This window comes from Azorhizophilus paspali (genome assembly GCF_043587585.2).
Classification (GTDB): Bacteria; Pseudomonadota; Gammaproteobacteria; order Pseudomonadales; family Pseudomonadaceae; genus Azotobacter; species Azotobacter paspali.
In genome coordinates this window covers 4227541-4247427 of record NZ_CP171449.1, presented here as the reverse complement: position 1 = coordinate 4247427, position 19887 = coordinate 4227541, and the positions used below count along the sequence as shown (strand labels likewise).

Annotated in this window: 18 protein-coding genes and 1 pseudogene; 12 read left to right on the top strand and 7 right to left on the bottom strand. The window is 64.4% G+C overall.

Translation table 11 applies throughout. The annotated features are described in order from the left end of the window. The first annotated feature begins 116 nt into the window (after window positions 1-116). The gene (locus tag ACGI6K_RS20675) at window positions 117-1130 is read left to right on the top strand and encodes a substrate-binding domain-containing protein (RefSeq protein ID WP_376943383.1); all 1014 of its coding nucleotides are present in this window, start codon (window positions 117-119) and stop codon (window positions 1128-1130) included. An 856-nt stretch (window positions 1131-1986) separates the two neighbouring features. On the opposite strand, the gene ACGI6K_RS20670 is transcribed toward ACGI6K_RS20675, so the two are convergent. Beyond that, window positions 1987-2952 (bottom strand): alpha/beta fold hydrolase, encoded by a 966-nt coding sequence (locus ACGI6K_RS20670; protein WP_376943385.1) that lies wholly within the window; start codon window positions 2950-2952, stop codon window positions 1987-1989. A 476-nt stretch (window positions 2953-3428) separates the two neighbouring features. Between ACGI6K_RS20670 and ACGI6K_RS20665 the strand changes: the two genes are divergently transcribed. Further along, window positions 3429-3689, top strand: coding sequence for a hypothetical protein (locus tag ACGI6K_RS20665; protein WP_376943387.1), 261 nt, complete (start codon window positions 3429-3431; stop codon window positions 3687-3689). Between the two features lie 155 nt (window positions 3690-3844). Here the strand turns inward: ACGI6K_RS20665 and ACGI6K_RS20660 are convergent, their stop codons facing one another. The 3 genes from ACGI6K_RS20660 to ACGI6K_RS20650 all read right to left on the bottom strand — a co-directional run bounded on the left by ACGI6K_RS20660 (window position 3845) and on the right by ACGI6K_RS20650 (window position 6807). Beyond that, a complete protein-coding gene (locus ACGI6K_RS20660) occupies window positions 3845-4027 on the bottom strand; it encodes a hypothetical protein (protein ID WP_376943389.1) in 183 nt (60 codons plus the stop codon). A gap of 155 nt (window positions 4028-4182) precedes the next feature. After that, window positions 4183-4362: a hypothetical protein gene (locus ACGI6K_RS20655; RefSeq protein ID WP_376943391.1), complete on the bottom strand. Its 180-nt coding sequence runs from the start codon at window positions 4360-4362 to the stop codon at window positions 4183-4185. Window positions 4363-4737: 375 nt separating this feature from the next. After that, window positions 4738-6807: a putative bifunctional diguanylate cyclase/phosphodiesterase gene (locus ACGI6K_RS20650; RefSeq protein ID WP_376943392.1), complete on the bottom strand. Its 2070-nt coding sequence runs from the start codon at window positions 6805-6807 to the stop codon at window positions 4738-4740. A gap of 1115 nt (window positions 6808-7922) precedes the next feature. Between ACGI6K_RS20650 and ACGI6K_RS20645 the strand changes: the two genes are divergently transcribed. Further along, entirely contained in the window at window positions 7923-8840 is a 918-nt protein-coding gene (locus tag ACGI6K_RS20645; protein ID WP_376943394.1) for an aldo/keto reductase, read from the top strand. Window positions 8841-8876: 36 nt separating this feature from the next. Here the strand turns inward: ACGI6K_RS20645 and ACGI6K_RS20640 are convergent, their stop codons facing one another. Continuing rightward, window positions 8877-9179, bottom strand: a complete 303-nt coding sequence (locus ACGI6K_RS20640; RefSeq protein WP_376943396.1) for a hypothetical protein — start codon at window positions 9177-9179, stop codon at window positions 8877-8879. A 550-nt stretch (window positions 9180-9729) separates the two neighbouring features. Between ACGI6K_RS20640 and ACGI6K_RS20635 the strand changes: the two genes are divergently transcribed. Then, window positions 9730-10428 carry a cytochrome b/b6 domain-containing protein gene (locus tag ACGI6K_RS20635; protein ID WP_376943398.1) on the top strand — a complete coding sequence of 233 codons (699 nt, stop codon included), beginning with the start codon at window positions 9730-9732 and terminating at the stop codon, window positions 10426-10428. Between the two features lie 30 nt (window positions 10429-10458). Here ACGI6K_RS20635 and ACGI6K_RS20630 read toward each other — a convergent pair whose 3' ends face one another. Then, complete coding sequence (locus ACGI6K_RS20630; RefSeq protein ID WP_376943414.1) at window positions 10459-10914, bottom strand: c-type cytochrome; 456 nt, start codon at window positions 10912-10914, stop codon at window positions 10459-10461. A 183-nt stretch (window positions 10915-11097) separates the two neighbouring features. On the opposite strand from ACGI6K_RS20630, the gene gabD reads away from it, so the two are divergent. Both gabD and ACGI6K_RS20620 read left to right on the top strand, forming a co-directional pair. Then, on the top strand, window positions 11098-12549 hold the full coding sequence (gene gabD, locus ACGI6K_RS20625; protein ID WP_376943400.1) for an NADP-dependent succinate-semialdehyde dehydrogenase: 1452 nt from the start codon (window positions 11098-11100) through the stop codon (window positions 12547-12549). 66 nt (window positions 12550-12615) lie between these two features. Then, entirely contained in the window at window positions 12616-13683 is a 1068-nt protein-coding gene (locus ACGI6K_RS20620) for an FAD-dependent oxidoreductase (RefSeq protein ID WP_394543985.1), read from the top strand. Window positions 13684-13714: 31 nt separating this feature from the next. On the opposite strand, the gene ACGI6K_RS20615 is transcribed toward ACGI6K_RS20620, so the two are convergent. After that, complete coding sequence (locus tag ACGI6K_RS20615) at window positions 13715-15667, bottom strand: putative bifunctional diguanylate cyclase/phosphodiesterase (protein ID WP_377968866.1); 1953 nt, start codon at window positions 15665-15667, stop codon at window positions 13715-13717. 51 nt (window positions 15668-15718) lie between these two features. Between ACGI6K_RS20615 and ACGI6K_RS20610 the strand changes: the two genes are divergently transcribed. From ACGI6K_RS20610 to ACGI6K_RS20585, 6 genes and pseudogenes are all read left to right on the top strand, one after another. Next, on the top strand, window positions 15719-16582 hold the full coding sequence (locus tag ACGI6K_RS20610) for a nitrogenase component 1 (RefSeq protein ID WP_376943402.1): 864 nt from the start codon (window positions 15719-15721) through the stop codon (window positions 16580-16582). Window positions 16583-16594: 12 nt separating this feature from the next. Then, window positions 16595-16861 (top strand): annotated as a pseudogene (locus ACGI6K_RS20605) (Fe-only/vanadium nitrogenase subunit delta); the annotation flags it as partial. Beyond that, window positions 16833-16994, top strand: a complete 162-nt coding sequence (locus ACGI6K_RS20600) for a Fe-only/vanadium nitrogenase subunit delta (RefSeq protein WP_377968865.1) — start codon at window positions 16833-16835, stop codon at window positions 16992-16994. The pseudogene ACGI6K_RS20605 and the gene ACGI6K_RS20600, both read left to right, overlap by 29 nt. Window positions 16995-17006: 12 nt before the next feature. Further along, window positions 17007-18395, top strand: a complete 1389-nt coding sequence (anfK, locus tag ACGI6K_RS20595) for a Fe-only nitrogenase subunit beta (RefSeq protein ID WP_376943404.1) — start codon at window positions 17007-17009, stop codon at window positions 18393-18395. Between the two features lie 163 nt (window positions 18396-18558). Further along, window positions 18559-19296, top strand: a complete 738-nt coding sequence (anfO, locus tag ACGI6K_RS20590) for a Fe-only nitrogenase accessory protein AnfO (RefSeq protein WP_376943406.1) — start codon at window positions 18559-18561, stop codon at window positions 19294-19296. 48 nt (window positions 19297-19344) lie between these two features. Next, window positions 19345-19725 (top strand): gamma-glutamylcyclotransferase family protein, encoded by a 381-nt coding sequence (locus ACGI6K_RS20585; protein WP_376943408.1) that lies wholly within the window; start codon window positions 19345-19347, stop codon window positions 19723-19725. Window positions 19726-19887: the final 162 nt, after the last annotated feature.

Sequence of the window (19887 nt, the reverse complement as noted above, 5' to 3'; positions counted from 1 at the left end):
TGGCGCGGTCTTATAATCAGGCTCGTCCCCGCTCCACGCATCGGTGGACGACATCGGTTCGCCCCATCCGAATAGCTCCGTTCGGCTCGTTGGAACGGCAAGGCAAGGGATTCACCTTGAAAGAACGGTCATACTTTCGCTTCCTTTCCCTAGCTGGCCCGCTTTTCGGGGCACTGCTCGCCTCTGGCGCCGATGCCGAGCCCCTGCGCTTCGCCCTGGTCGCCAAGCGGGTCGACCATCCGTTCTTCATCCAGGCCGGCGAAGGCTGTGCGGAAGCCGCCCGTGCCCAGGGCGACACCTGTCTGTTGCTGGGCTCGGCGGGTCCGACGCATTTCCGCCGGCAGAATCAGGTCCTGGAGCAGGCCCTCGACATGGGGCTGGACGGCATCGCGCTATCCGTGACCTACTCGCAGTGGCTGGCCGATCATGCCCTGAAACGGGCGAGCCGGACGCCCCTCATCACCTTCGATTCGGATCTGGGACCCGCGGAACGGCATCTGCGTCTCGGCTACGTCGGCCTGGACAACCAGCTCTTCGGCCGGCGGCTGGCCAGCCTCGCCCGGCACTTCAGGCCGCAAGGCGGGAAGTTGTGCATATTGAGCGGCAACCCGCAGGACACCAATCTCCAGGAGCGCCTCCAGGGCATTCGCCTGCAGCTCGGCGCCGTTCGCAATGGAAACCGGCTGGACGGAGAGAACGGCTGGCGCGAACTGAACCGTTGTCCGCTCTATTCCTCCGACGATCAGCAGACCGCGCTGCTCCAGCTCGCCACCCTCCTGGACGGCAATGCGGTCGATGTCGTCATCAGCATCGCCCCCTGGCCCTCCCTCCAGGCCGCGACCTTCCGCCAGCGGCTAGGCGAACTCGGCGAACATGTTTCCCACCCGGTCATCATCATGACCACCAACGAGCCGGATGCGGCCCAGCTCGAATTGCTTGACGAGGGGCTGGTGCAGGCCTACCTGGACATCGATAGCCGCGAGATGGGCCGCCAGAGCTACTGGATGCTCAAGCATCTGGCACAGGGCAAGACGGTTCCGAAGGATTTGCTCATCGACGAACGGGTGGTTTACCTGTATCTGTCCGGATCTTTGGCACAGCCGGACCGTCCTCCCGCGACCGAGCCTTGAGGCAAACAGGAGGGTCGTACGAAGAGCGGGACGATCCCAGTGGGGCCGGGTTTTATCGGGCGACTAGAGGGCACCTCTAAAAACGTAGGCGAGGCAGTCAGCGCAAGGCAAAAACAGGCGAAAAAGCGGAGTTTACGCGCTGTAAATGAGCATTTTGAGCTTGTTTTTAACGCAGCGATGACCACGCAGGTAGTTTTTAGAGGTGCCCTAGAAGAGCTTGAATGCCAAGGGTATCGAGATAAAAAAGTTCACGAGGTTTTGAAGCGCCAGCAGGCTGAGGAGAAGCATGCTCCGGAAAAGCGCGTAGATATAATGGCTGGGGCTTGTCCCGCCGGACTCGATCGGGGCGGGGGGCGATACTATCAAGTCGAATAAGGAAAATATCGGGCTGAGTATTGAATAGCCGAGCAGGCCCAGAGGGAGAGCCATCCAATAACTGTAGCGAGCGCCGTTCGCTCTCCAGCGTTTTTATAATGTTTGTATAAATATAGGATGACGAGAACTCAGGATGCGTCGAAAGCGAGAGGATAGACCAGAAGTTTCCATTTAACTTCGGACAGAGGCTGCAACTCGCCTTTATATAGGGCATGCACGAAAGCTTGTGCCAGAAACCCGAGGCCGAGCAATATGACGGTTGCCGGGAATAGATGTATTCAGGTCTTTTTTCGCTGCCAGCCACTGGCGAATGAGGCGCCGACGTCGGTGGTGTTTTGATGGTTGGACATTGAATGGCCTTTTCGTGTCCGTATTTCGTCGGTATCTGTCCCATCCGTTCGTGAGCGTGCCACACGGAGTGTCCTCTATGGTGACGTGGCCATCGCGACATACGATATTCACGATCGACAGCCTTCGATAATTAGTGAGGCATCGGTGCCTCGGCCGCGACGCGCTCGATGGCCGCGACCACCTGGCCCGGCGCGGCGTAGTGCAGCATGTGGCCGGCCTCCGGGATCAGTTGCAGGTGGCTGCCCGGCAGCCGCCGGTGGAGCCAGTCGGCATGCCGCTCGTCGACCACCAGGTCTCGGCTGCCGGCCATGATCACGGTCGGCAGGCGCAGCTCGGAATAGCGTTCGCGCATCGTTATCACGGCCGGGATCAGGGTCACGGCGTCCTGGGATTCGGCGCGGATCTGCAGGGGCCGCAGCGGGAACTGATGGGGAAATTCGCGCTTGAAGCGTTCCGGGACGGGCAGCGGGGCGAACATGACCTTGAAAGTCAACTGCAGCAGGGAGCCGTTGAGGATCGGCGTCAAGGTATGGCGCAGGGCGCCGCCGAGCAGGGGAATCGCCGGCGGGGCCGCCGCCAGTACATCGAGGCGGACGGTCGCCGCATAGTAGCCGCCAAGCAGCACCAGACCGGCGACGTCGTCCGGGTAGTCGAGGGCCATCTTCAGCGCGACGAGCGTTCCCCAGGAGTGGCCGACGATCACCGGTCGCTCGACGCCGAGTTGCCGGAGCGCCCGGTGCAGCAGTTCGGCCTGCCGGCTCGCGGTCCACAGGGTGCCGAGCGGGCGCTCGCTGTAGCCGTAGCCAGGACGGTCGAAGGCGAGGACCCGATGGACCTTGGCGGCCCGCTCGAACACCCCGCTCAGGACATAGTCCTCGGCGGTCACGGCGTTGCCGTGTAGCAGCACGACCGGCGATCCCCGGCCCTGGTCGAGGTAGTGCAGGCGTACCCCGTCCACCGTGACGAAGCGCCCGCTCGGCGGATGTTCGCGTTCGGCCCGGCGGGTCCGGTAGCGGTTGTAAAGGGCCAGGGCCAACAGGGTTGTCACAAGGAACAGCGCCAGCATCGTGGTGGAATCGAACGGGGCTGCATTCATTGGCGTTTCTCCCTAGCATCGGCCCATGGTCCCCGAAGCATCGAACCGGTTGGCTGGATGGATTTCATTCTGGCCTCTTTTCTGCGGGCGGGTGGACGAGTGGGGACTCGCCGGGGGGAGCGCCTTGCGCGAGTGGGCCGTTTCCCTGTCCATTATGGGTGTCCGTGGGACGGACTCCTCCGAGTCGGGGCGTTCACGTCGAATGCGTCGCCGGCTGCCCGGCCCAGGCAGCATGCCACTGGCGCAGTGGACGATTGGCGCCGGTATATACTGGCCTGGGTGCAGTTATTCATGGAGGTGACAGGATGTTTCCCTGGCTCTGGTTTTGGATGCCTCGACTTTATTTTCCATTGAGCGGTGGTATCACGCAAAGAATAGATCCCGACATCAATTGGTTTTTCGATGCGATATAGCCTGGCGCGGGTATTGCGCAGGTCGAGAAGGAAATATTCGAGAACTATTCCTACGGCAAGCAGTTGGGAATAATCATCGAGGCTCTGCTCTATAGTCTGAACAGGGAAAATCCGGAGTTTTCCAATTTGCAGGAGGCAGTGGAGAAACTTGAAAGGCTTTATTCCAGGACCGAGCGGATAAAGCAGGCCAATGCGGAAAAGATCTCGGAAAATGCCATTCAACTCATGAAGAGACTCCGGGAAATGAACCCGGCGGAGTTCGACAGGGCACTTCTCGAAATAGGTTTGATTTCGCGAGTCGTACCACGGAAGCTCGGCGAATAAACGGTTTCATTCATCTCGCCGGGCGGCCGATCGTATCGCGCAAACCGATTTTCCCCATCGGCAATTCCATCGGGAAGAAGGCTATGGCTTTTCGTTTCGGAACGCTCGCGAACGGGGGGCGCTGTCCGTCCCTGTATGTGCGGCCGGGGACGGTCTCAAACGCATTCGAAATAATCGAAGCCGAAGCGCTTGCGGAACATGTCCCGCGCCAGTTGCCGTACGCTGGGGGTGGTCGCCGGGTTTTCCAGCAGCTCCACGCACAGTCGATCCATGTACGCGACGCAGTCCCTGATACGGCGTTTCTTGCGGGCGCGTTCCATGTCGACTACGTTGTTCATGACGTTTTTCCTCCTCGATCGGTGAGTCTGGCCATCGCCTCGGGCGGGCCGGTTGTCGCTCATGGTTGGGCCTTGCCGCCTGCGAAGAGGGGCTGGACGACGGGGCCGGGCGGCTGTGCGGCGCTAACGCGCGCGGTCGGGGCTCGGAGAGCGGTTCATTGCTCGACCAACTCTTTCGGGAAGTGCTGCAGTTTTTTCAGGTGGGCGCGGCAGTGGCCGTGGGCCGGCAGTACCGAGTAAACCTGGAGCAGTTCGCCGCTGGCGGTTCGCAGCACCACATAGCTCTTGCCATCGAACTCCCGGACGGTGCTCCGAGTCATGTTCGGCAGTTGCATAACTTCTACCCTCGCGTAATAGGCGCATTTCGCGCATCGGATCGAAGCGGCGGCATCCCTGGCGCATTATCCCTATCCCCGATATGGGATCGACCTTGGTGGCAACGTTAGGGCGCTAAGCTGTGGCTTGTAAACGCGGATTGGACGAATGGACGAAGCGGCGCAAGCGCAGCGGACGGATCGAAAAAGCCTTTTGCGGTCAGGCTCATGCGCACCGGATGGCGCGGCAGCGCAGCAGCACGGCTGCGAGGCCGGCACGCGGGCGCCGGCTGGCGCGTCTCTTCGGCTGCTGTCCTGCCGGCGTGGTGCCGGGCGGCGCCCGACGGGCGGAGACGACGATGGGGACTGTCGGAACGGGAGAAAGGCCTGCGCCAACTACGCTGGCGTTTTTCCGTAGCACTCGATCAACTGTTCGGCCGGCATCGGCCGCCCGAGCAGATAGCCTTGCAGCAAGTTGCAGCCGAGCCGAGTGAGGTGTTTCTGCTGCTCGGGGGTTTCCACGCCTTCGGCGACGATCTTCAGGCCCAGTGTTCGGCCCAGGGCGATGATCGCGGAGACGATGGCCGCGTCGTCGCCGCCCTGATCCAGTTCGTTGACGAAGCCGCGGTCGATCTTCAGCTCGTTGGCCGGCAGGCGCTTGAGGTAGAGCAGACTGGAGTAGCCGGTGCCGAAATCGTCGATGGAGATGCCAACCCCCATCGCCGCCAGTTGTTCGAGTACCGCCAGACTGGAGTTGGCATCGCGCATGGCGATGGATTCGGTGATTTCGAGGGTCAGGTTGTGCGCTTTCAGGCCATGTCGCTGCAGAGCTGTGCGCACCGAGTCGATCAGCTTGGCATGGGCAAACTGGCTGGCCGACAGGTTCACCGCGATGTTCCAGCTCGTATGGCCCGCCGCGCGCCAGCGCTGCATCTGCGCGCAGGCTTCGTCGAGCACCCAGTTGCCGATCGGCACGATCAGGCCGGTTTTCTCCGCCTGCGGCAGGAACTGGTCGGGCGACAGCAGGCCGCGTTCGGGATGCTGCCAGCGCAGCAGTGCTTCGACCCCGATGACCGGTCCGGCGGGGGCGATCAGCTTGGGCTGGTAGTGCAGGCGCAGCTCATTGCGTTCCAAGGCGTAGCGCAGGTCCTGCAGCAGATGCAACTGCTCCTGGGCGTTGGCGTTCATCGAGTTCTCGAAGAAGCAGTAGCCGTCGCGGCCCTGTTCCTTGGCGTGGTACATCGCCGCATCGGCGTTGACCAGCAGTTCGTGCGGGGCCAGCCCGTCGTCGGGGTAGACGGCGATGCCGACGCTGGCGGAGACGAACAGTTCGTGATGCTCGATCGAATAGGGCTGGCGGATGGTTTCGATCAGCTTTCCGGCGATCTTCGCCGCGTCCGTCGGTTCGCCGATTTCCGTCACCAGGATGAGTTCGTCGCCGCCCAGCCGGGCGATGGTGTCCTGGCTGCGCACGTTACCGCGAATGCGCTGCGTCACCTCCACCAGCAGCAGGTCGCCGAGGTGATGGCCGTAGGCGTCGTTGATCGCCTTGAAGCCGTCCAGGTCGATGAACAGTACAGCGAACACCTTGTGTTTGCGGCGGGCCTTTTCGATCGCCTGACCCAGGCGGTCGGCGAGCAGTATGCGGTTGGGCAGCTTGGTCAGATTGTCGTATAGCGCCAGTTGCATCAGCTCGCTGTTGGCCTTGCTGAGCGCGCTGGCCAGCGACGCGGTGCGCTGTTCCAGGCGCGAGTCCAGCACCGAGACGATCAGCGTGGTGGCCATCACGCTGAGCGCCGCCATGATCACCAGGATCGACAGCCAGCCGGTGTCGATGCCGCTGTTGGCCGCCCCGCAGTAGCTGCCCTCCGGGAACTGCGAGGCGGCCATGCCGGTGTAGTGCATGCCGACGATGGCGCAGCCCATCACCACCGATGCGCCGGCCCGGCTGAAGACCACCCAGGTAGAATGCCAGCGCAGGCGGAAGGCGATCCACAGCGCCGCGCCCGAGGCCAGCACGGCGACGACGATCGACAGGGCGAACCAGGCCGGGTCGTAGACGATGCCCGGCACCATGCGCATGGCCTCCATGCCGGTGTAGTGCATGGCGGCGATGCCGGCTCCCATCAGCAAGGCGCCCATCGCCAGCCGCAGCCAGGGCAGTTCCCGCTGACAGACCAGCCAGAGGGCGAAGGACGACGAGGCGATGGCAATCAGTAGGGAAGCGCTGGTCAGCCACAGGTCGTAGCCGAGCTCGATCGGCAGGCTAAACGCCAGCATGCCGACGAAGTGCATGGACCAGATACCCGTTCCCATGGCCAGCGCCCCGCCGGCCAGCCAGGCGAGCCTCACGCCCCGCTGGGCCGTGGAAACCCGGCCGGCGATGTCGAGGGCGGTGTAGGAGGCGAGGATGGCGACGATCAGGGAGAAAACGACGAGAACTTCGTTGTAGCGGCTGGCAAGCATGGACGCTCCGTACTGCGTAAGGGCAGCGCTGCATGATCGATCAGAGGGAGTTGCGTTGGTCTGGCGGACGGATGATATCACCAGGCTATTGCTTTTATTGGGATGCCAGGGAAGCGGCCAGGGCAATCGCATGAAATGTCTTTCCGATACCGGACTGGAAAGATTGTGTGCCTGGTCGTTCCGGCCTGGTCTTCAAATCCGGTGCATCGGCTGCTTGCCGAGGGGCCGGACAGTCCCTGTTTCGGCCCCCCGGCCGAGTCACTTTCTCCTTGCGCGCAAAGAGAAAGTAACCAAAGAGAAAGCGCGCCCGGTCATTCGGCCCCGGCTACGCCGGGGTTCCCTCGCTCCGGCGCCGCTGCGAGGGTCGTCGCACAAGGGGCGTCCATGCCCCTCGTACGACTCTCGCCGCCTCCCCGCGGCTCGCCCCTGGAGCGGCGATGCAGGGAGGGAACCCGGAGCGAAGCGCAGGGCCTGATGAGGGGGTGGCCTTCTTTTGGGTTACTTTTTCGTGGCCAGGCAAGAAAAAGTGACTCGGCCGGGGGGCCGAAACGGGGACTGTCCGGCTACTCGGCAAGCAGCCATGCCAAGGATCACACAATCTTTCCAGTCTGGTATCAGGCGAGCGCTTCATGCAATTGCCCTGGGGAAGCGGCGTCGCATGGGGAATCGCGCCGAGCGGCTTGCCGGAGAGCGGCCATGGCCGGTTACTGGGGCGAGGCACTCCGTGGTCGGTCGGGCCGCTGTCGCAGCCTACGCCAAAACGCCGAGAGCCCCGGAGATTGGTCACAAAACATTGCTGTCGGCGGGCCGGATGAGCGCGGCGAAAGCCGCCCGGCTGCGGCTTTCCCTTTCCCCGGCCGAGCCGTCGGGCAGGGCTTCGGCGATTCGCCGGCAGTGCCCATGGGCTGTCCGGGGCAGGGCGGGCGCAAAGCGGAAAGTCCAGCCGGCGTGAGGGGAAGTATCTTCCCACGATAAGAATTCATTTTCGCTGTGGAAATAATGAGCGCGACTGGTCTGCATTGTGTACGCGCCCGCTTCGAAAGCCTGTCATTCCCCGTATGGGGGCCGGCGCGGGCCATATCCGCAGCACGGGCTCATCTCAAGGAGGAAGATCCATGTACAGCCGTCGTCAGCTTCTGCACTACTCGGCCCTATTCGCCACCCTGGCCGCCATGGCCCCGCTGTCGTCCATATCGCTGTTGGCCGCCGAGCCGCTACTCGCGCGACGCATCCCTTCCAGCGGCGAGGAGTTGCCAGCGGTCGGCCTGGGTACCTCGCGGACCCATGACGTCTCCCTCGACGACGAGGCCCTGACGCCCCTTCTGGAGGTATTGCGCACTCTGGTCGAGGGTGGCGGCAGTCTGGTCGACACCGCGCCGAGCTACGGTCGCGCCGAGCAGGTGGTCGGCGAACTGGCCCGGCGCCTCGGTGTGCGCGAGCGGCTGTTCCTCGCCAGCAAGGTATCCGCCAGCGGGCAGAATGCCGGCCGCCGGCAGATCGAGGCCAGCTTCAAGGCGCTGCAGACCGACTGCATCGACCTGCTGCAGGTGCACAATCTGCAGGACACCGCCACCCAACTGGCCCTGTTGCGCGAGCTGAAGGGGCAGGGGCGGTTGCGCTACATCGGTGTGACCCACTACCTGGAGTCGGCCCACGACGACCTGCTGGCGGTGTTGCGCAAGGAGAAGGTCGACTTCGTGCAATTCAACTATTCGGTCGGCGAGCGCAACGCCGAGAAGCGCCTGCTGCCGTTCTGTGCCGATCACGGCATCGCCACCCTGATCAACCGGCCGTTCATGCGCGGCGCCCTGTTCGCCCGGGTCAAGGGCCAATCGCTGCCGCCGCTGGCGCAGGAACTGGGCGCGACCTCCTGGGCGCAACTGCTGCTCAAGTACATCCTCGCCGAGCCGGCGGTGACCGCGGTAATTCCGGCCACCGACAAGCCGCGCTACATGGCCGACAACCTGCTCGCCGCGCAGGGTCGCCTGCCGGATGCCGGACAGCGCGCGCGGATCGTCGAACTGTTCGCCTGAGTTGGGGCGGCAAGGCCCCGGTCCTGTCGGGCCGGCTCACTCCTCCGACTGCTTGAGCTGCACGCCTTCGGCGTCGCGGACCCACAGGCAAACGGGGATGCCCTGGGCCACGCTGCGACCGACCGTGCAGAATTTTTCGAACTGGCCGAGGACGCGCGGCAGGTGTTCCAGCTCGGCGGCACGGCGGCCGAGCTGCAGTTCGATACCGATGCCCAGCACGCGCGGGCAGTTCTGTTCGTTGCGGCCGACCTCCGCGCTAGCCTGGCAGCGCAAGGGCTCGGCGTCCTGCTTGAACTTGCGCAGGGCGAACAGCAGGCTGGCGGTCAGACAGTTGGCCACAGCGGAAAGCAGCAGTTACACCGGGCTCGGCCCCCTGGCCGCTGCCCAGTGGCGGCGGCTCGTCGACGATCAAAGGCGGCTGGCTGTCGCCGAAGTCGAGGCTGCAGCGCTAGGGCTTTTTAACACTACTCCGCACGGCCGCGAGACGGAGCCTGTTTTTGCGCGGGGTTAGGCGCGAGGAGAGAAGTTTGGTCATTCCAAATGAACGACGAGCGACGACGCGCCGCGCAAAAACAGGCCCGTCCCCGCGGGTGGGGCCGCCCAGGCTGCGCGGCAAATGGCGCCATGCGTTGTTGCGGGACTTGGCAAGGGAATGCCATTCCCTGTGTCCCGCGCCTCGCCTGGCGCCATTTGCCGCAGCAACGCGGCTCGCGGAGAGTAGTGTTAACAGGCCCTAGTCTTCCTGCTGCCGCAGGGTCAGGGTGACGCGTTCGTTGTCGCTCATGGGCGGCTCCTCGCTGGGGATGCCCGGCTTCCCGGCCGTTGCTACCCTGCGGCAGGGCCCCGGGTATCGGCCGGGCGCCGGTTCGCACAGGAGAGGATTCAAGAGATGTCGGACAGTATCAAGGTCTGGGACGCACCGCTGCGTCTGTTTCACTGGTCGCTGGCGCTGGCCGTCGGTGGCGCCATGTTCACCGGCTGGCTGGGCGGCAATCTGATGGTTTGGCACGGCCGGCTGGGCCTGTCGATCCTCGGGTTGCTGGCGTTCCGCCTGCTCTGGGGCCTGCTGGGCTCGACCTATGCGCGCTGGTCGCGGATTTTCGCCGCGCCGTTGCGTCTGGGCGATTACCTGGCTGGACGCTGGCGGGAGGCCGGGCACAATCCGCTGGGTTCCTTGTCGGTGCTGGCGTTGCTCGGCCTGGCGGCCTTCCAGACCCTGAGCGGTCTGGCGGCGAACGACGACATCGCCTTCCAGGGGCCGCTGTACCGGCTGGTGGAAACCGACACCAGCACCTGGCTGACCGCTCTGCACCGGCAAGCCTGGTGGCTGCTGCTGGGGCTGATCGGCCTGCATCTGCTGGCGATCCTCTATTACTCGCTGGTGCGCCGCCAGCCGCTGGTGCGGGCGATGGTCGACGGCCGCAGCCCGCGCCGCTACCCGGAGCAGCACGAGGCCAGCGGCGGAGCGCCGTGGGCGCTGGGCGTGGCGCTGGCCGGCGCGCTGTTACTGGTCTGGGGCGTGCAGTCGGCGGCCGGCTGGCTGGCGCCGCCAGCCGCCCCGGCGGCACCGGCGGCGCTCGACTGGTGAGGCCATAAGTCGGCGCCGCCGGTCCGGGGCTCATTTCGTACGGAACTGGTCGTGGCAGGCCTTGCAAGTCTTGCCGACCTCGCCGAGGGCGGTCTTGATGCGCGCCTGGTCGCCGCTGGCCGCCTCGCTGGTCAGCTTGTCGACGGCGCCGGTGAAGTTGCGGGCCAGCTTGTTGGCTTCGTCGAGGTTTTTGAAGAACTCCGGCTTGAGGCGGGTCTTGTCGCCCATCTGGTCGGTGGCGGTACCGGGACCGTACAGGGAGCCCATGCCGGAATTGGCGATGGCGGCGATGGCGTTGGCGGCGGCGACCACCTGGGCTTTGTTGTAAGGCACGCTGCCGTCCACGACCTGAGCCTTGATTTTGCCCATGTTCCAGGCCATGAAGCTGTAGCCGGCCTGGCGGTATTCGATCTGTTCCTCCGGCTTGAGCTGGGCCTCGGCGCTCAAGGTGGCCAGCAGCAGGGCGGCGCCGAAGCCGCCGATCATCAGTTTCTTCACGGTATCTCCTTGTTGGGTCCGGGATATTTTCCGGTGACGACGGACGGTCGGGAGCCGTCCGCTGGGGGCTATACTCCCCGCCAGACCGCGACGAGCGCAAGCCGAGGGCCGGCGCCGGCGCATAGCGCGGCAGCCCGCCGTGTCCTGCCGATTACGAAGGAGTGGATCGCAATGCAACTGAACGATGCCCGGCTGTTCCGGCAACAGGCTTACATCGAGGGTCGCTGGGTGGATGCCGACGGCGGGCAGACCGTCGCGGTGAACAATCCGGCCAGCAACGAGATTCTCGGCGGCGTGCCGAAGATGGGCGCGGCGGAGACCCGCCGCGCCATCGAGGCCGCCGAGCGGGCGCTGCCGGCCTGGCGCGCGCTGACCGCCAAGGAGCGCGCGGGCAAGCTGCGTCGCTGGTTCGAACTGCTGCTTGAGCATCAGGACGACCTGGCCCGGCTGATGACCCTGGAGCAGGGCAAGCCGCTGGCCGAGGCGCGCGGCGAGATCGCCTATGCCGCCTCCTTCCTCGAATGGTTCGCTGAGGAGGCCAAACGCATCTATGGCGACACCATCCCCGGCCACCAGGCGGATAAGCGCATCCTGGTGATCAAGCAGCCGGTCGGCGTCTGCGCGGCCATCACGCCCTGGAACTTCCCGGCGGCGATGATTACCCGCAAGGCCGGCCCGGCATTGGCCGCCGGCTGCACCCTGGTGCTCAAGCCGGCCTCGCAGACGCCCTTCTCGGCGCTGGCGCTGGCCGAGCTGGCCGAGCGCGCCGGCATTCCGGCGGGGGTATTCAACGTGGTCACCGGCAGCGCCGCCGAGATCGGCGGCGAATTGACCGCCAACCCGATCGTACGCAAGCTGTCCTTCACCGGCTCCACCGAGATCGGCCGTCAGTTGATGGCCCAGTGCGCCAGGGACATCAAGAAGGTTTCCTTGGAACTGGGCGGTAACGCACCCTTCATCGTCTTCGACGACGCCGATCTAAACGCGGCGGTGGAGGGCGCGCTGGCTTCGAAATACCGCAACGCCGGGCAGACCTGCGTGTGCGCCAACCGCCTGTATGTGCAGGACGGCGTGTACGACGCCTTCGCCGAGAAGCTCAGGGCCGCGGTGGCGCGCCTGAAGGTCGGCAACGGTCTGGAGGAAGGGGTGAGCATCGGTCCGCTGATCGACGACAAGGCGGTGGGCAAGATCGAGGAGCACATCGCCGATGCGGTTTCCCGCGGCGCCAGGGTGATCGCCGGCGGTCGGCCCCATGCGCTCGGCGGCACCTTTTTCGAACCGACCATTCTCGCCGAGGTGCCGGCGGATGCGCGGGTCGCCCGCGAGGAGACCTTCGGGCCGCTGGCCCCGCTGTTCCGCTTCGGGGACGACGACGAGGCGATCGCCCTGGCTAATGCCACCGAGTTCGGTCTGGCCGCTTATTTCTACGCCCGCGACCTGTCCCGGGTATTTTGCGTGGCCGAGTCGCTGGAATACGGCATCGTTGGCGTCAACACCGGGCTGATCTCCACCGAGGTGGCGCCGTTCGGCGGGGTCAAGGCTTCGGGCCTGGGCCGAGAGGGCTCGAAGTACGGTATCGAGGACTATCTGGAGATCAAGTATCTCTGCCTCGGCGGTATCTGAGTACGCGGCGGCGCAGCCGGCGGAGCCGCGCCGCGAATCATGGGCGATGGGGGATAGGAGGTAGTTATCGACCTGCTGCTGATCGGGGCCGGGCACAGCCATCTGGGCGTGCTGCGGCGCTGGGCCCGGGGACGCCGGCCGAAAGGGCGTCTCGGATTGATCGATGCCGCGCCGCAGGCCTGGTATGCGGGGGGACTGCCGGGGCTGCTCGCCGGGCGCCACGCGCCGCAGGACTGTTGCATCGAGCTGGCGCCGCTGTGCCGGGCGGCGGACGTCGAACTGATCGTCGGCGAGGTGTGCGCGCTGCGAGCTTCGACCCGCGAGGTGCGATTGACCGACGGGCGGCTGCTCGGGGCCGAGTGGCTGTCGCTGAACGTCGGCGCCGGACGGCTCGTGCCGCCCCGCCAGGGCGAGGACATGCAAGTGCTGTCGGCCAAGCCCTTCGCCGCTTTCCTCGATGGCTGGCAGCGCTGGCGGCAGGCGCCCGAGCCGGTGGCGATCCTCGGCGGCGGGCCGGCCGGGGTCGAGCTGGCCTTGGCGCTGGCCGGTCAGGTGCCGGCGCTGTCGCTGTTCAGCGCCGGGCCGCTGCTCGAGGGGCGCGCGGCGGGCCTGCATCTGCGTGCCCTCGGCGCGCTGCGCCGGCGCGGCGTGTGGGTGCGCGAGCATTGCCCGATCAGCGGGATCGACGGGCAACTCCTGCTCAGTGCCGGGGAGCCGGTCTGGCAGGGCTCTCGCCTGCTTCTGGCGGGTGACGCCGCGGCGCCGGCGTGGCTGGCGCACAGCGGCCTGGCCTGCGATGCGGATGGATTCGTGCAAGTCTCCGCGACCTTGCAAAGTCCGTCCCAGCCGTGGATCTTCGCCAGCGGCGATTGCGCCGCGCTGCCCGGTGCGGACAAGAGCGCCGCCCAGGCCCTGCACCAGGCCCAGGTGCTCAGCCACAACCTGCGCGCGGTGCTGGCCGGCCGCGCACTGCAGCACCATCGGCCGCAGCGGCAGAACCTGCTCCTGCTCGCCTGCGGCGATGGCGAGGCGTTGCTCGGCTGGCGCGGCTGGAGCGCCGGCGGGCGTTTCTGTGGCTACTGGCGGGAATGGCTCGATCGGCGCTTCGTGCGGCGCCACGCCGCGAGCGGCTGAGGCGGGGCGCGCCGGCGTGCGAAGGCCCGGCTCAGCCGGTCAGGGTCTTCGCCGGCAGCGTGGCCGCTGTCTGGAAGAGTTCCTCTGCCGGTTGCGGCCGGCCGAAGAGATAGCCCTGGCCCAGGAAGCACTCGTTGCGTTCGAGGAACTCCGCCTGCTCCGGCCGCTCGATGCCTTCGGCCAGCACGCCCAGGCCCAAGCTCTGGGCGAGCACTATCACCGAGCGGGCGATGGCGGCGTCCTTGCTGTCGAACGGCAGGCCGGCGACGAAGCCGCGGTCGATCTTCAGCTTGTGTACCGGCATGCTTTTCAGGCGCTGCAGCGAGGAATGGCCGGTGCCGAAGTCGTCGATCGCCAGGCGCACGCCCAAATCGCGCAGCCGCTGGAGCTGGCAACGGGCGCTGTCCTGATCGTCCATCACCGCGCTCTCGGTGATCTCCAGCTCCAGGTGATGTGCCTCCAGACCGCTGCGAGCGAGGATCTCGGCGACCTGCAGGTCCAGCCGGCCGCGGCTGAACAGGCGGGTGGAGACGTTCACCGCGACGAACTGGAGCTTGTGTCCAGCCTTCAGCCATTTGCACATCTGCCGGCAGGCCTGCTCCATCATCCAGAGGTCGATGGTGCCGATCAGGCCGTTTTCCTCGGCGACCGGGATGAACTCGCCGGGTAGCACCAGGCCGCGCTCGGGATGCTGCCAGCGCACCAGCGCTTCGAGGCTGACCAGTTGCCTGCTGCGAAGGTCGTGGATCGGCTGGTAGTGGACGCGCAGTTCGCCGTGCTCCACGGCATGGCGCAGGGCGGCGATCAGTTCGACGCGCTGGTGCGCGTAGGCGGTCAGCTCCTGGCTGTAGAAGGCGTAGGTGGCGCGTCCGTCGCTCTTGGCCTTGTGCAGAGCGGAATCGGCGTTGCGCAGCACCTGCTCGACGCTCTGTGCATCGTCGGGGAACAGGCTGATGCCGAGGCTGGTGCCGATCAGCAGCTGGTGGTGCTCCAGGTAAATGGGCCGGTTCAGCGTGTCGAGGAGAGTAGTGGCCAGGGTGGCGGCCTGCTGCGGCGAGCAGTTCTCGCAGAGCAGGCCGAATTCGTCGCCGCCCAGGTAGGCGAAGGTCATGCCCTGGCGCACCACGTGGTAGATCAGTTGCTGGCTGACGCTTTTGAGCAGTTGGTCGCCCAGCTTGTGGCCGAGGCTTTCGTTGACGTGCTTGAAGTGGTCGAGGTCGAGCAGCAGGACCGCGCCCTGGCTCTTCTCCAGGCGGGCCCGTTCCAGGGCGTGCTGGACGCGCTCCTTGAACAGCAGGCGGTTCGGCAGGCCGGTCAGCGGGTCGTAATGGGCCAGGTAGTCGAGTTCGGCCTGGGAGCGCTTGATCATTGACAGGTCGGAGAACACCGCCACGTAGTGACTGATGCCGCCTTCTTCGTTGCGGATGGCGCGGATGCTCTGCCACTGCGGATACACCTCGCCGTTCTTGCGGCGGTTCCAGATCTCGCCGCTCCATTCGAGATGCTGGCCTAGCGCCTGCCACATCTTCCGGTAGAACTCCTCGTCGTGCCGGCCGGACTTGAGGAGCGAGGGCACTCGCCCGAGCACCTCGGCCTCGGTGTAGCCGGTGATCCGGGTGAAGGCCCGGTTAATGTGGATGATGCGCTGTTTCGCATCGGTGACCAGCACGCCCTCCAGGGTGCTGTCGAACACCGCGGAGGCCTGGCGCAGGCTGGCGGCATGGGCGCTACGGTCGGCGAGCTGGCGGCGGCCGACGCAATAGAACAGCAGGGCGGTGAAGAGGATGGAAACGATGCCCCTGAGTGTCTGCCAAGCCTTCAGGTCCGCGCTGTCCACCAGGGAAATCAACAGCCAATCGCTGGCCATGGTCCACAGGAGGGAGAGAAGGATATAGGCAAGGCAGGTGAGCAGTAGGGAAAGTCGCCTTTTCATTGGCAAGGCCTTGATCCATGACTGCCGGGCGGAATCGTGCTGTGGGAACATTTCTTCTCCAGAGAAGCGCGGGTTTCCCAGCCGGGCACGCTTGTCTAACGAGTGCTCGCACGGGCTGTTCGTTATTCAACTTCCGAGGCACGTGCTATGCACAGAGCCCATCTGAACGTACTGGAATGTGCCCGTTCCGCCGAGTATATCTGCAACGAACTGCGCGTCCGTTACGGCATTCCGCGTCTGGATATCGACGGTTTCGGTTTCAAGCCACTGGCGGATTCGCTGCGCAAGATCGGTATGTTCTTCGACATCGAAGACCGCGCCAAGGCCATCATCGACGAGGAAGTCGCCCGCTGGAAGCCGGAGTTGGACTGGTACAAGGAGCGGCTGATGGGCAAAAAGGTCTGCCTGTGGCCGGGCGGTTCCAAACTCTGGCACTGGGCCCATGTGATCGAGGAAGAAATGGGCCTCAAGGTGGTGTCGGTCTATACCAAGTTCGGCCATCAGGGCGACATGGAGAAAGGCATCGCCCGTTGCGGCGAAGGCACTTTGGCTATCGACGACCCGAACGAATTGGAAGGTCTGGAACCCCTAGAGATGCTCAAGCCCGACATCATCCTGACAGGCAAGCGTCCGGGTGAAGTGGCCAAGAAAGTCCGGGTTCCCTACCTGAACGCCCACGCCTACCACAACGGCCCGTACAAAGGCTTCGAAGGTTGGGTGCGTTTCGCCCGCGATATTTACAACGCCATCTACTCGCCGATCCACCAACTCTCCGGTATCGACATCACTAAAGACGATGCACCGGAATGGGGTAATGGTTTCCGTACTCGGCAAATGCTGTCCGATGGCAGCTTGAGCGATGCAGTACGTAACTCGGAAACCTTGCGCCAGTACACCGGCGGCTACGACAGCGTGAGCAAGCTGCGCGAACGGGAATATCCCGCTTTCGACCGCAAGGCTGGCTGAGGAGGCAATCTGATGAGTGCTGCTTCCGCCTCTGCTGCGGTCAAACAGAAGGTCGAAGCTCCTGTGCATCCGATGGATGCACGGATCGACGAGCTGACCGACTACATCATGAAAAACTGCCTCTGGCAGTTCCATTCCCGCTCCTGGGACCGGGAACGCCAGAACGCCGAAATCCTGAAGAAAACCAAGGAACTGCTATGCGGTGAGCCAGTGGATTTGAGCACATCCCACGACCGTTGCTACTGGGTCGATGCGGTTTGTCTGGCCGACGACTATCGGGAGCACTATCCCTGGATCAATAGCATGTCCAAGGAAGAAATTAGCATCCTTGATGCAAGGACTGAAAGATCGCATGGATTATCTGACCATCACCGGCTCGCTCAACGAAGAGTTGAGCGACAAACACTATTAAGAGGGGTTCGACATGACTTGCGAAGTCAAGGAAAAAGGGCGGGTTGGCACTATCAACCCCATCTTTACCTGTCAACCGGCCGGTGCCCAGTTCGTCAGTATCGGTATCAAGGATTGCATCGGTATCGTGCATGGCGGCCAAGGCTGCGTGATGTTCGTCCGCCTGATCTTTTCCCAGCACTACAAGGAAAGTTTCGAGCTGGCGTCCTCTTCCCTGCACGAGGACGGCGCCGTGTTCGGTGCCTGCGGCCGGGTCGAGGAAGCGGTCGACGTGCTGCTCAGCCGCTATCCCGACGTGAAGGTAGTGCCGATCATCACCACCTGTTCCACCGAGATCATCGGCGACGACGTGGACGGAGTGATCAAGAAGCTCAACGAGGGGCTGCTGAAAGAGAAGTTCCCGGACCGAGAAGTCCATCTGATCGCCATGCACACGCCAAGCTTCGTGGGCAGCATGATCAGCGGCTACGACGTAGCCGTTCGGGATGTGGTCAGGCATTTCGCCAAGCGCGAAGCGCCCAACGACAAGATCAATCTGCTCACCGGCTGGGTCAACCCAGGGGATGTCAAGGAGCTGAAGCACCTGCTCTGGGAAATGGACATCGAAGCCAACGTGCTGTTCGAGATCGAAAGCTTCGACTCGCCGATCCTGCCGGATGGCAGTGCCGTTTCCCACGGCAATACCACCATCGAGGATCTGATCGACACCGGCAATGCCCAAGCGACCTTCGCCCTGAACCGCTACGAGGGCACCAAGGCCGCCGAGTATCTGCAGAAGAAATTCGAGATTCCGGCGATCATCGGCCCGACCCCGATCGGCATTCGCAATACCGACATCTTCCTGCAGAACCTGAAGAGGGCGACGGGCAAGCCGATTCCCCAGTCGCTGGCCCATGAGCGCGGGGTGGCCATCGATGCCCTGGCCGACCTGACCCACATGTTTCTGGCCGAAAAGCGTGTGGCCATCTATGGGGCGCCGGATCTGGTGATCGGCCTGGCCGAATTCTGCCTGGATCTGGAGATGAAGCCCGTCTTGCTGCTGCTGGGCGATGACAACTCCAAATATGGGGACGATCCCCGCATTCTGGCGTTCAAGGGAAACGTCGATTACGACATGGAAATCGTCACCAATGCGGATTTCTGGGAACTGGAAAACCGCATTAAGAACGAGGGGCTGGAACTGGATCTGATCCTCGGTCACTCCAAGGGCCGTTTCATCTCCATCGACTACAACATCCCGTTGCTGCGCGTGGGTTTCCCGACCTACGACCGTGCCGGCCTGTTCCGCTATCCCACGGTGGGCTATGGCGGTGCCATCTGGCTGGCCGAGCAGATGGCCAACACCCTGTTCGCCGATATGGAACACAAGAAGAACAAGGAATGGGTTCTCAACGTCTGGTAAGGACTATCCAATCCTTGTAGTTGGCGCGAGAGGGCAGCGGGCTGCATCGCTGTCCTTCTCGCTGATCCCTATGCCGCTGTGTCTGGTGCATCCGCTTGCCGGGTCGGACGGTGGATACACCTTTTTCCGACGGCGCGGACAGGCTGGACTCGAAGAGGCTTCTATGAAAATCGCGGCTTATCTCGATTGGCATGGAGACATGGCCGGTCTCTACACGGCCGGCAGGTTCCAGCTCTACGAAAAAGACGACGAACACTGGATTTTGAAAAGGCAGGTTCCGCTCGCAATCTCGGCGGAGATGAATATTCCCGAGGTGAAGCAGGCCCTGCGCGAGGCCGTGGTCCATCTGGAGGACTGCAAGACCCTGCTGTCCGCCGAGGTGCGCGGCCTGCTGTATTCCCTTCTGCAGGAAGAAATGGGTTTTCGGACCTGGAAGTCGCAGGGCTCCCTGCACGAACAACTGGACAACGTGGCCCGCAACGAGCTGGATCTGGCGCACAGGGAGGTTTTGGCCGCCGCCGAGGCCGAGAAGACCGCGGCGCAGGCGTCCGCCGGCAGCTGCGCGGGCGGAGGCGGCGGCGGGAAACGGCGTTCCGCGGCCGGCGCCCCGGAGCCCGAATCCATCCCGCAGCCGGAATGCCTAGGCGAAGGCCGTTACCGCCTCGACCTGGAGGCCGCGCTCAAGGGCAACAAGGAGCTCAATTCCCGCCAGGTACTGATCCCCTTTCTGGAAAACACCGCTTTCCGCGAGATCGAGATCTTCTGCGATCACGTCCCGCGCTGGTTTTCCCACAAGCTCGACGAACTCAACCTCAGGGCCGAGTCCGAGGAGCTCACCGGTCCGAAAAAGGGCCTGAAGCTGCGTGTTCTACCTGGGTCGGAGGCCGCGCCGGCCGGCTGAAATCCCATCCCGCGATCCATCCTTTCAACGACGGACAGGAGTCTTTCCATGAGCGTTTCCCAAGATAACTACCTGCTCTATTTCGCCTACGGCGTGGATATGAACCCGGAACACATCGCGGCCCGTTGCGACGAGCCGCAAGTGTTCATGGTGGCTCATTTGCCCGATCACGCCCTGGCCTTTTTCGGATATGCCGACAAGGCCTGCTCGACCCGCGCGGGCAGGCGAGGCTCGTGCCGTCCGACTCCGGTCACTCCGGGCGTCGGCGGGCACCCCGCCGACTGGCGGGACGATCGAGTGCCCGGCTACATGGCGCGCCGGCGCCTGACCGGGCCCTGGCCCTTCTCCGACCGACGCTCGGAGTGCTCCCTGGACGGTTGGCGAGTCGACGTGGCGCCGGGCCGGACAATCGGATTCGGGAACGTTTGACCATCCACGGCTCGGAGGACAGCGCGCCACCTGGCGGTCGCTGGAGCCTTCCTCGTTGCGTTCGCGCCGTCATCGCTGCTGCAGCATCCCGCTCGCCTGCGGCTGTCCGGGTTCCGCTGCTCCTCCCGCGGGGGTGGCCCAGTGCCTGCCGCATCTTCCGGT